The 12,020-nt window shown below is 69.1% G+C and carries 6 protein-coding genes, 2 tRNA genes and 1 pseudogene; 6 read left to right on the top strand and 3 right to left on the bottom strand.

The window, feature by feature from the left end:
• The first annotated feature begins 136 nt into the window (after positions 1 to 136).
• The 5 genes and pseudogenes from ABIA33_RS18320 (at position 137) to ABIA33_RS18300 (ending at position 4,790) form a co-directional block, all read left to right on the top strand.
• A complete protein-coding gene (locus tag ABIA33_RS18320) occupies positions 137 to 337 on the top strand; it encodes a hypothetical protein (RefSeq protein WP_370082795.1) in 201 nt (66 codons plus the stop codon).
• A gap of 88 nt (positions 338 to 425) precedes the next feature.
• Positions 426 to 3,263: a PKD domain-containing protein gene (locus tag ABIA33_RS18315; RefSeq protein ID WP_370082793.1), complete on the top strand. Its 2,838-nt coding sequence runs from the start codon at positions 426 to 428 to the stop codon at positions 3,261 to 3,263.
• A gap of 440 nt (positions 3,264 to 3,703) precedes the next feature.
• Complete coding sequence (locus ABIA33_RS18310) at positions 3,704 to 4,057, top strand: hypothetical protein (protein WP_370082791.1); 354 nt, start codon at positions 3,704 to 3,706, stop codon at positions 4,055 to 4,057.
• Between the two features lie 133 nt (positions 4,058 to 4,190).
• Positions 4,191 to 4,421: pseudogene (locus ABIA33_RS18305) on the top strand (transposase); the annotation flags it as partial.
• Entirely contained in the window at positions 4,419 to 4,790 is a 372-nt protein-coding gene (locus ABIA33_RS18300; protein WP_370082941.1) for a tyrosine-type recombinase/integrase, read from the top strand. The pseudogene ABIA33_RS18305 and the gene ABIA33_RS18300, both read left to right, overlap by 3 nt.
• 70 nt (positions 4,791 to 4,860) lie before the next feature.
• On the opposite strand, the gene ABIA33_RS18295 is transcribed toward ABIA33_RS18300, so the two are convergent.
• Both ABIA33_RS18295 and ABIA33_RS18290 read right to left on the bottom strand, forming a co-directional pair.
• Positions 4,861 to 4,933: transfer RNA gene (locus ABIA33_RS18295), tRNA-Arg, on the bottom strand.
• A 230-nt stretch (positions 4,934 to 5,163) separates the two neighbouring features.
• Positions 5,164 to 5,254: transfer RNA gene (locus tag ABIA33_RS18290), tRNA-Ser, on the bottom strand.
• 222 nt (positions 5,255 to 5,476) lie between these two features.
• On the opposite strand from ABIA33_RS18290, the gene ABIA33_RS18285 reads away from it, so the two are divergent.
• On the top strand, positions 5,477 to 9,043 hold the full coding sequence (locus ABIA33_RS18285) for a PAS domain-containing protein (protein WP_370082789.1): 3,567 nt from the start codon (positions 5,477 to 5,479) through the stop codon (positions 9,041 to 9,043).
• Positions 9,044 to 9,143: 100 nt separating this feature from the next.
• On the opposite strand, the gene ABIA33_RS18280 is transcribed toward ABIA33_RS18285, so the two are convergent.
• Positions 9,144 to 11,900: a PKD domain-containing protein gene (locus ABIA33_RS18280; protein WP_370082787.1), complete on the bottom strand. Its 2,757-nt coding sequence runs from the start codon at positions 11,898 to 11,900 to the stop codon at positions 9,144 to 9,146.
• Positions 11,901 to 12,020: the final 120 nt, after the last annotated feature.

Raw genomic sequence — 12,020 nt, 5'->3', positions numbered from 1 at the left:
GTTGTTCTCAGGAGTAGACGCCAGGAGCCTCGCACGACCCGGCGCTGACCTTCCGCTTTTCAGGCCGTGAAATGGCCTCCGACCTGCCGCTTTGCCAAGCGAGGGGCTGACCTGCCGCTACGGTCGGCGCACGCCCGTGCTGCAACGCCTGCGGGCGGCCCTGGGCGTGGTCCTGGCCGCCCGCGCGGTGGCGCGCCTGGCACTGCTGCTCGGCGTCACGGTCAGCCGGATGACGGTCCTGCGCCTAGTCATGGCGCTGCCGGACCCGGCCTGGGCGAGCCCGCGGGTACTCGGCATTGATGAGTTCGCGACCAGGAAGGGCCGCCGCTTGAGGTGAGAGTAGTATCCTCGCGACCTTCGTTGAATTCGACCATGCGAAATGCTTGCCCGACTTGTTCTCGCTTGTCGGGAATGGGGGGACATTCATGAAATTCAGGCCCAAAGCCGCCATTGCGGCCGCAGCGCTGCTCGTGACGGCTGCCCTGGCTCCGGCTACCACGGCCCGCGCAGACCAGGCGCTCTCCGACCTCTACGTGAACGCGGGCGGGGCCCAATGCAATCAGGGCTTCCTGGTCGGCGACGGGTCTGCTGCGGATCCCTTCTGCACTATTCAGCAAGCTGCGGATGTCGTGGTGCCGGGGCAGACCGTCCATATTCAGTCGGGCTACCAGTACGGGCCGGTCACCATTTCCCATTCGGGCACTTCGGGTGCTCCGATAACTTTTACTTCCGATGAACCCCGCTGGGCATTTGTGTCCCGCCTGACGTTCTCCGGCGTACACGACGTTCGTGTGAGTGACGTGACGGTCGAGTACAGCTCAGGCGACGGCGTCGATGTGATCGGTTCGACCGACGTCAGTCTCGACACGTCCGCCACGGACCGCGTCGGGACGGGCACGGCAGTGGGCGCCGGGATCCACATCGATACCTCGTCCTCGAATGTGAGCGTCACCCGCACTTCGATCACCATGAGCACGGGAGCAGGAGTCCAACTCGACAAGGGTGCGGGGCAGGTCACGCTCGCATCCAACGTGCTGGGCAGCAATGCCGGCGGCGATATCGTCGCCAGCGGCGTCTCTGGTCTGGCGGTGACCGGCAATACGTTCAATACGGACCCCTGCGCCGTGTCTCTGTCCCTGGCAGGTGGCACTTCTGCCACCGTCGACAACAACGCTGCCACGGCGTCGACCGCGGCAGTTTCGACCTGTGCCGCCCCTCCCTTGGTGTCCGTCTCGTCAGACAGCACGGGAAGTGTCGCTGCGGACTACAACGCCTGGTCCGTCCCTGCGCCACGATTCGACTATGCCTGGGGCGGGACTGACTACGCCACCGCGGCGAACTTTGCCGCCGCTGTCCCGGGGCAGGCGGCCCACGATCTCGACGTCCCGTCGGCGGACATCACCACGGGACCACCGGAGGGCTCTCCGCTGATCGACTCGGGGAACTCCGACACCCCGGGCGCGACTGCGACGGACTACTACGGGAACCCGCGTGCGGACGATCCCCAGGTGCCGAACACGGGCACGGGCACGGGCACGGGTACGGGTACGGGCACGGGGATTATGGACCGGGGTGCTGTCGAGCGCCAGGACGCCCTCACGCTCGCGGCCAGTTACGCTCCGACGACCGCAACTGGTGCGGCACCGTTCACCTTCTCGGTCTCCACGAACACTGGCGACACTTGGCATGACGCCCTGGCGACAACGGTCGACTTCGGCGACGGAAGCGGCCTCCAGACCGTGAGCGGCGGTCAGATCTCCCACGTGTACACCACGCCCGGTACCTACACCGCGAAGACGACGACCTCGGACATCAACGGGTATGCCACGTCGCGTACTCGGGTTGTCCGTGTGGCTACCCCGACAGCGCCGAGCATCATGCTCTCAGGCACCACACGGGACGACGGAAGGTACGTCTTCCCGGATCACGTGTCCTTCACTGTCCAGGCGGGGTCGAATGCTTTTGAGCTCGTCAGCGCGCAGTTCTATCCAGGAGACGGAACGCAGGAGACGGAGTCGATCAATACCTTCGACTGGACCTACCCCCACCCCGGTACCTATACCGCCAAGATCGTCACCACGGACATAGTCGGCCGTACCTCCTCCTCAACCCTGACCATCACCGTCGGGGACGAGTTCCAGCCGTACGGTCCGACGCGGGTCTTCGACAGCCGCACCCATGGAATCGACAGTATCCCGGCACACGGAACCGTCCGACTCTCGCTGGCGCAACTCCAAGCCGACGAAGCGGGCGCCCATGGCGCCGGGCTGACCGTCACCGTCACGGACACGAAGGCCAGCGGATTCCTCACGGTCTACCCGGATGGGACCGCTCGTCCAACCGGCTCGACGCTCAACTACGTCTCGGGCCAGACAGTGGCCAACAGCCTGCTGGCCTACGCCGGCTCGGACGGAGTCATCGACTTCTACAACGGCAGCGCAGGCCCGGCCGACCTGGTCGTGGACAGTTACGGGTGGTCCATCTCCGCTACCAGCCCGGGTATCGGCATGACCTACGCCCCAGTGGGCCCCGTCCGCGTGCTTGACACACGCGTAGGCACTGGCGCGCCGAAGGCGCTGGTTCGCGGAAGCGGGTCTGTGACGCTGGCGGTCGGTGGCTACAACGGTGTTCCGACCAACGCAACTGCCGTGGTGCTGAACGTGGCGATCACTGACACGAAGACTGCCGGCCATCTGACCGCCTACGGCGACAAGGCCGCCGATCCTGGAACGTCTAACTCCAACTGGGCGGCCGGACAGACCGTTTCCAGTCTGGTCGTGGTCCCGGTCAGCGATGGCAAGGTTGTCTTCTCCAATGGCAGCGGCGGGACGGCCGACTTCGTGGCGGACCTGGTCGGCTACTACAACTCTTGGGGCACTGGCGCCGTCATCGTGCCGACCGGGCCGAACAGGATCCTCGATACCCGGAACGGAACGGGCACGGGCGGGCTCATCGCCAAGCTCGGCGCCCGGAAGTCGATCACGCTCCACATCGCCGGACTGAAGGGAGTTCCCTTCGGCGCTGTGGCTGCGGAGCTCAACCTGACCGTCACCGATACCCCCGGCGCCGGGTTCATCAGCGCGTACCCCGACGGCACTTCGCTGCCGAACGCGTCCAGCCTGAACTTCGCCGCCGGGCAGACAGTGGCCAACGCGGCTGTGACGCCGATCGGATCCGACGGCTCGATCACCCTCTACAACGGTGGCAGTGCTCCGGTTGACTTGATCGTGGACCTGAATGGGACCTTTGCGGCCTCGCCCTGACCGCGCCCGCTCGACGGGGCCTGGTGCCGATCTCCTGTCGGCACCAGGCCCTCGTCACAGTCAGGCCCCATCTACCATTCCGGTGCACGCCCTCGGCAGACGGCTGGTGCCCGTTGGTGTGGGCAGAAGGAAAAAGCCCCCTGGCGGACTACTCCGTTAGCCTCACGCTTTCACGAGTTCAGATGGATGGCTGGTGGCGGCTATCGGGCATCCTCTCTGACCTGGCTCTTCGTCAACCGGATCGGATTCGGCGGGGTTTGGAGCGCTGCACCTTTCAGGTGAGCGGTGTTCCGTCGGGCAGGGCTCGATCGGTCGCTCGGGCGGATGACGGAATCGGTGGGTCCTGCGATGCTGCAGCCGTGGAGAGCGAATTTGAGGAGACCGATTATGTCCCCGCTCGTCAGGCGACACAGAGGTTGTCCAGTCGCTACCCCGGTCCCATGAGCCTCAACGCGCGGCTTGAGGCATGGGCGCAGGTCGTGGCCGAGGTTGAAGAGGGCCTGGACACCATGTTCGTCTGGGAGTTCACCCAGGACCTTGCGCACCGTGACTGGCTCAGCGACGCGTGGCCCCTCATGTCAGATCGGGTCCGTCGGCTCCGCCAGCCCGAACTCGATGCACTGGACGAGCGGTTCCGCGCCGCCACGGGACTCCTCAAGGCCTGGGGCATGAGTGAAACCGAGGTGCGAGAGCAGGTCCGATGGTGGCAGTACCGCTACCCCTTGCTGGTGACGGGGGACCCGAGTGAGGAACTCCCCACGGCGTGGTCACCGGCACCGACCTTCGTCGACTGACACGAAGCACCGTCCGGGCGGACTGTCCGACCCTTGATCAAATAAGCAGAGAGTGCCTCTGACCTGCGACGATTGGACTTGTCTAGGGTCCTGTCAGCTGCAAGGAAAGCACTCTCCAAGTGAACAAGAGCATATCGGGTCGTATCCGCCTCTCCGCGTCCAGGGCGACGGGGGCGCGGTGGTCTCGCAGGCCGGTGGGGTGCTGCTGGTGGAGACCGTCCGCAAGACCGGCCTGGACACGGCCATATCAGCGGCGCTGACGCCCTGGCGCAAGCTCCGCGCGGTGCACGACCTGGGCAAGGTCCTGCTGGACCTCGCCCTGACGGTGGCACTGGGCGGGGACTGCCTGTCGGACGTGGCCATGGCGGGCATCGACTGGCTTCCGCTGGACTTCCAGCCGAAGGATGGGCTGGTCTTCACCAGCCTGACAGGTACGGCCATCGACCCGCGCAGCCTGAACCGGCAGCTCGCCGTCCTGTGCCGCCGGGCGCACCTCCGCTCGGTCCGGATTCACGACCTCCGGCACGCGTCGCTCCTGCTCGCCGAGGGCGTCGCCGTCCGCACCATCATGGAAACGCTGGGACACAGCAACATCAGCATGACCCTCGACACATACGCGCATGTGATGGAGACGACGCTCCAGGAAGCGGCGACCCGCATGGATGCCGTTCTCGCCTACTGTGCCGCTGAGGACGACGGACCCGCCGCCGCACGGGTGCCCGTGAGGGACTGAACGGGCGCGTTGTTGTCAGCCGTGGATGTGAAAAGACCCGGAGACAATGTCTCCGGGTCTTTGACCTGGGTGCGCTCAGCAGGATTCGAACCTGCAACCTCTTGATCCGTAGTCAAGTGCTCTATCCGTTGAGCTATGAGCGCCTTGCTTGGCTTCCGGGCGGTTTTTGTTCGCCCCGCTGCCTTGCGAGAACAACATTACACGACCGCCGCCCTTGGGTGAAATCGAGTATTCGAGCCTCCTGACCAGGCCACGGACCGGGCCGATCGGCGTACGGAGGTCCGTCACCTGATCCACAGTCAGCGGCGGCGGACGCCTGTCGCGGAACGCGGACAGGGGCCCCTCGCCGAAGCGAGGGGCCCCTGTGTGACTGCGGAGGCTGAGGGATTTGAACCCTCGATGGGGGGTAAACCCCAAACCGCATTAGCAGTGCGGCGCCATAGACCGGACTAGGCGAAGCCTCCCTGCGCGGGCGCGGGCGCCGAGTGGCGATCACGACCGTCTGCATGGATGATGCCACAGCCCCGGGGGCTGCGGCCAACCGGTAACCACGTTACTAGGCGGGTCGCCGCGATCGCAAAAAGGATGGGATAGTGCTAGCTGGCGATCCTGGGGGAGACTCGCCGGACGCAGTGGCAGGACCCCGTCGCTGCGGCAGCGAAGTCAGCAAGGGAGGACGCCTCGTCGTGAGCAGCAGGCCGACCCGAGGCACTGCTCGCCTCGCAGCGATACTCGACGCCCTTCCGGACGCGTTGCTGCTGGTGAACAGCAACGGGACCGTCGTGGACGCCAACGCCGCCGCCGTGCGGAGCCTGCAGGCTCCGGGCACGTCGCTGGTCGGCATGGGCGTGCTGGATCTTCTTCCGGAGTTCGATCCGAGCCGGATTCCCGGCTCGATGCGCCCCCGGACCCGCAGCCAGGACGGCACCGAGGACGACGACGGCAAGCCCGTACGGATGACAGCGCGGCGGACGGACGGGACCATGTTCCCGGTCGAGGTCGCCGGAAACGAGTTCGAGGACGACGGCTCGCTGGGCGGGAGCGTCAGCGGTCTCGGCGAAGGCAGCCGGGAGGGCTTCGGCCCGTACGACTCCTACGGCGGGGTCTCGCGGTACGGGTACGGCGCGAGCAGCGGTGGAGCAGGCGGTGGCAGCGGGTTCGCGAGTCCCTCGGACCGGGAGCTGCTGCTGATCGTCGTCCGGGACCTGTCGGGCCGCGTCGAGGTCGAGGCCGAGCTGCGCCGCCAGCACAAGCAGACCGAGATGATCCTGCGCGCCGCCGCCGAGGGCGTGCTCGGAGTGGACATCGACGGCCGGGTGGTGCTGGTCAATCCTGCCGCCGCGCACATCCTCGGCTACCGCGCCAGCGAGCTCGGCGGCCAGGAGCTGCTGCCGCTGGTCCAGCACTCCAAGGCCGACGGCTCGCCGCAGCCGGCCGAGGAGTCCCCGCTGGCCGACACCCTCGCCTCGGGCCGCAAGCACCGCGTCCGTACGGCGACGCTGTGGCGCAAGGACGGCCGCCCGGTGAGCGTGGAGCTGTCCACCGCGCCGGTGCGCGACGGGGACCAGTTGGTCGGCGCGGTGATGACCTTCACCGACCGCAGCGCCTACCTGGCGTTGGCGGCTCGGCACGAGCACCTCACGGCCGTGCTCCAGGAGGAGATGGACGAGCCCCTGGCCCGGCTGCAGGGCACTCTGGAACGGCTGGCGGCCGACCCGGCCGGTCAGCTGTGGCCGGAGGCGAACTGGGTGCTTCGGCGGCTCGCCGCCGAGTGCGCCCGCACATCGCGGCTGGTCAGCGGAGTGCTGTCGTACCAGCGCTTCGACGCAGCGCTGGACGCCGGCCGGGAGAACCTCGACCGGCAGCCGGTGGGCCTGGACAAGGTCGTGCGACGAGCCGTCGCGGCGGCGACAGAGCTCATCGGCGAGGACCGGGTGCGGTTCGCCGTGCACCCTTCCGAGGTCGAGGTGATCGCGGACCAGGAGCGGCTGGCGCAGGCGCTGGGGCATCTGATCGCGGACGTGGCGACGGCCACCGGGCCGGAGGCCGGAGCGGGCACGGGCTCCGAGGAGGGCCAGAGCCAGGGCGGCAACGATCTGTACGGAATGGCCGTGGGGGTGGCCTCCGGGCTGACCGGTTCGCCCGCGCAGGGACCCACGGTGGTGATAGCTGCTGCGCAGCGAGGCTCGGTCGCACGGATCGAGGTCCGGGGACCGAGCGCGGGCGGCAGCCCGGTGCATCTGCCGATAGCGCGCGGCATGGTGGAACGGCACGGTGGCGTGCTGCAGTCGCACGAGCTGCCGGGCAAGCAGGGCCGCACCTACGTCGTGGAGCTGCCGCTGGACCCGGCGACGGCGCGCGAGGCCGCGGAGCGCGCGGCCGCTTCGGCGCGGGCGTCCGACCGACCCAAGGAGAACGACACGGCGATGCTGCCCGAGCTCCCGGGCCTGGGCGGACCGGTGGCGTCGCCCGCCAGGGGCACGTCGGGCGGAGGCGGAGCCTCGGTGCCGTCGGCACGACGCAGCGACGAGAGCATGGCGGGGACGACCCCGGCCGGCGGGACACCGGCTGCCGGGGGGTCCTTCGGAGGCCCGGGCGGAGCTGTGCCGCAGGCACAGGCACAGGCACAGGCACAGGCACAGGCACAGGCACAGGCACAGGCACAGGCACAGGCACAGGCCGAACGTACCCAGGACACTCCCGCCGAGGGCATCGACCGCTCGCGGCGGAGGCGGGCGCTGCCCGCACCGGAGGTCGTCCGGCCGCCTCGGGCGGTGACGGAGGCTCAGGAAGCGCAGGCCGCAGCGCAGCGGCGGGCACAGGTCCAGGTCCAAGCCCTGGGCCAGGTCCAGCCGCAGACACAGGGCCAGTCCTCGGGTGGCTTCCCGGGGCTGATCGGCGGCCCGGTGTACCCGGGGCTTGAGCATGCTCTGCCCCCGGCCGGGAGCAGGATCGGTACGACCCCTCCTGCCGGGGAGTCGCCGTCGCCGAGTGGTCGACGGCGACGCCTCGCGGTGCCGCCGGGTGACCAGCAGCCCGCGCGTCCGTTCGGCGACGGGCCGCTGGCGCTCGAGGCCGCGGGAAGCGACGGGCAGGGCGCCACTCCGGTGTCTGCGCCGGTGTCCGCTCCGGTGCCCGCGCAGCTGAACGGCATGGCGCAGGGACTGACGCACGGTCGTTCGCCTGGGCAGACACAGAGACAAGGCCAAGGCCAGAACCAGAACCAGGGGGCGGGCCAGGGGCAGGCACCGGCCGCCGGCTCCGGTCCGGCCGCGCTGCAGCCGGTGCCCGCGGCTCCCTTCGGCGGGCGCTTTGGACCCGACGGCGGGGGCGCGGCGGTGGAGCGTCAGAGCGCGCCCGCGAACGCTCCGGCCGGTGTCCCCGGCCAGGGCCGCGCGCTGGGCCCCGTCCCGGACGCCCTCGCGCTCGAGGCGGCCGACCCGGCGAACCGTGCGGACGACGACGCGCCTCCCGGCACCGAGAGCCGCCTGGAGTTCATCGCGGGGGCGGACTACCCGACGATGGTCGCGCCCGCCGCCGACGGACGACCGCGCCGGCTGCTGGTGTGGCCGGAGCCCGATCCTTCGACCCGTCAGGCGCTGCAGGACCGGGGCTACCGCCCGGTGATCGTCCGTACCCGCGAGGAGGTCGAGGGGCAGGTCGCGGGGTTCCCCGCCGCGCTGTTCGTGGACCCGCTGACCGGACCGATCACCCGCACCGCGCTGCAGTCGCTGCGCACCGCGGCCGGCGACGCCAACGTCCCGGTCCTGGTCACCGCAGGGCTGGGCCAGGCGACCCGGGAGGCCGCGTACGGAGCCGACCCGGCTGTGCTGCTGCGCGCGCTGGCACCGCGTGACAGCGAGCGGCACGCCCCCCGGGTGCTGCTGGTGGAGCAGGACCCGGACATCGCTGCGGCCTTCACCGCGACGCTGGAGCGGCGCGGCATGCACGTGGTGCACGCGACCAGCGAGAACGACGCCGTCGAGAAGGCGGGCAGCGTCCAGCCGAACCTGGTGGTGATGGATCTGATGCTGATCCGCCGCCGCCGGGTCGGCATCGTGGACTGGCTTCGCGACAGCAACCAGCTGCACCGCACGCCGCTGGTCGTCTACACCTCGGTGGACGGACCCGACCAGACCCACCGGCTGCGCTCCGGCGAGACGGTGCTGTTCCTCGCGGAGCGCTCGACCAGTGCTGAGGTGCAGAGCCGGATAGTGGACCTGCTGGGCAAGATCGGGTCGCTGGGTCAGTAGCCGAGCCCGGCCCAGGGCAGGGCAGTGCCCTGCGCAGGGTGCAACGAGTCGGGGCACCGCGGAGATTTCCGCAGTGCCCCGTTCCCCTGCTGTCGGACCCTTACCCCTGGGGGTAGGTGTACTGATAGCCGGACAGGTCGGCTATCACCGAGACCGGCTTGCCGCTGCCGTTGTAGATCTCGACGCAGCCGTCCGCACCGGTCTGGGTCTGCGTCATGTTCGCGACGGTCTGTCCGGCGATCCAGTTGATGCTGGACGTGCCGGGGCGAACGGCGCCGTCCGGGTAGGCGGTCAGCCAGCCGGATGCGGTGCCGCCGGTCACCGTCAGGTTGAGCGCCGCCGCGGAGATCCCTGCCGGGCCGGGGACGCAGACCTTCACCTGGTTGCCCGGCTGCAGTTGCCCGGCCGGGGCGCCGGTCCCGTTACGGGTGTCCAGCAGCCGGGTCGGGGCGGTGGTGACGAAGCCGGTCAGCGGGCCGGAGGTGGTCTGCGGCTGGTACAGGCCGGCGATGTCGACCACGAAGTCGGCCGCGTACGGGCTGCCGTTGTAGAGGGTGACCCTGCCCTGTGAGTCAGCGGTCACCGTCGTCAGGTTGGCCGCGGGGACGCCGGTCGACCAGTTCAGGTTGGACGAGCCGGGACGCGACGCACCGGCGGTGTAGACGGTGGCCCAGCCCTCGCCGCGCTCGTTCGTTGCCGTGACGTTGAGTTCGAGCGTGTCCGGCCCGGGCGCCGCCTGGAGGGCCGCGGGGAGCTGGATGGTGACCGAGCCGTGGCCGGGGACCTGCTGGCCGGACTGGCGGGTGTCCGCGATACGGGTCGGGGCGGTCGGCTGGTACTCGGTGCCGGTGGCGACCGTCTCCAGGGAGCCGAACACGTCCACGACCAGGTCGATCGGACCACTGGAACCGTTGTAGACGTCGACGTATCCGTCCGTCCCGTTGCGGACCGTCGCCTGGTTGGCGATGGTCTGCCCCGCGCCGAAGTTCACGTTCGACGCCGTGGGCTGGGAGCTTCCGTCCGGGTACGCGGTGACGAACCCGGCTGACTTGGCGTCGGTGACGGTGAGGTTGTACACCGCCGCCTCCTGGTTGCTGTTCGCCCAGGTCACCGGGATCCGGACCGTTCCGTGCGCGGGCACGCTGTCCAGCCCCTTCGTGCGGCTGTCGTACACCCGCACCGCGCCGACCTGGGACGGGATGTAGTCGAGGCCCACGACGGCGGCGGTGTGGGCGGTCACCGGGCGGCCGAGCAGATCGGTGCCCGTGAGGGTGACCTGGTACACGCCACTCTGGGTATAGCGGTGCGAGGAGGTGACGTTGGATCCCAGGGACCCGTCGCCGTAGTCCACGGTCAGATTGCTGTACTGCCAGTTGCCCGTGGTCGAGGTGATCCAGTAGTTCTCGTCGCCCGAGAAGTGCTGGCCCGTGGAGTCGCGGTACGGCCCGGCGTTCAGCACCGGTTGCTCAACGGTGGCCGGGAGCACGTTGACTGCGGAGTGGGTACTGACGGTGTAGCCGTCGGCATTGGCGACGGTGGTCGTCGTGACGAACTGCCCGACCTGCTGGTAGACGTGCGGGATCGTGGTGCCGGCGGCGGCCGACTGCGGTGCGGTCCCGTCGCCGAAATCAACAGTCACGGTGAGCGCCTCGCCCCAGTACGAGGTCGGTGCCGTCACGGGCTGCATGTCCAGGCTGGTGCCCGCCGCGACGTTCCGGGTGGAGGCCGCGGGGAAGTAGATGCGGTCCTGCACTTCGAGGGCCCCACGGTCGTAATACTTGTAGGTTCCCGCCCCGGTGTTGCTGTAGAAGGGGTCGTCCGCACGCGGATTGCCCAGGCGGTCTGTGCTCAACTCGCCCGGAGCGTCGGAGTTGGCGGAGTCGACCAGCGGGTCACCTATGACACCGTCGTGCGCCCCCTGGCCGGTGGCGCCGTTGAAGGCCGCAGCCGTGGTGTAGACGGTGCCGGCCCAGGAGTACAGGGGCTGGTTCGCCACGCTGTCCTGCATGGTGTTGTAGTCGGCCTGGACGTGGGGGGCCGCCGCCGCGGACACCGACAACGAGGATGCCGTGGTGGAACGGACCGCGTTGTTCTCGATCACGGCCGAGTCCGCACCGGTCAGGGATATGCCGACAACTCCGGGGGCGTAGACCGTGTTGCTGGTCACGTCCACGTTCGTAGCCCCGTCGATAAGGACGGGGGGCTGGACCGACGGGTAGCCGTAGCCGTTGAGCTGATTGGTCGTGATGACGACGTTCTGCGCCCCGGACCGGACATGCACCTGGTTCCCGGACCAGGGTCCGGAGACCAGCGAGCGCGAAAGGACAACGGACGAGGACGTGCCGTCGATGTCGAAGGCGTCCACCGGCTCCGTGCCCGCGTTCGAGAAGGCGGCGTTGACCTGGTCGAGCTTCACGTTCTGCGAACCGGACACGTCGACGGCGTCGTAGCCCGCGGTCGCCAGGACGTGGATGTTCCGGACCACCACATCGTGCACACCGGTCAGGCTCAGCGCAGCCGCGGCCCCGGCTTGGAGGCTGTCGCCGGCGCCGTCGATGGTGATCGGCGCGGCGGCGGTGCCGGAGTTCCGCAGCAACACCGACTCGTTGTACACGGCGGTGGTCGACTGCACGAGCTGGATGGTCTGCCCCGGCTGGACCGCGTTCGCGGCGGCTTGGAGGGTGCAGTAGGGCAGCGTTTGGCTGCCCGCGCCGACTGCGGTGTCGCTGCAGGTACCGGCCTTGTTCACGTACAGCGTGGCACCGGCGGTTCCGTCGGCGTGGACGACGGACGTTGTCAACCCGGTCATGGCCAGGGCCAGCACGGCGGGGACGGATGCGAGGTGTGCGCGTCGCACAGCTCCCCCTCACTAGAACGCGTCTTCGAGATGAAGGCGCGCCCGTGATGCTAGTGGTGCGCACAGAGGGAGAATCCGGCAGATCAACAGCAAGTGGGTCGGCCGGCCTGGCAATCGTTA

Origin of the sequence: Streptacidiphilus sp. MAP12-16, from assembly GCF_041262165.1 — a bacterium.
GTDB lineage: Bacteria > Actinomycetota > Actinomycetes > Streptomycetales > Streptomycetaceae > Streptacidiphilus.
The sequence above is the reverse complement of the archived record's forward strand: the minus strand, read 5'-3'. Positions and strand labels throughout refer to the sequence as shown.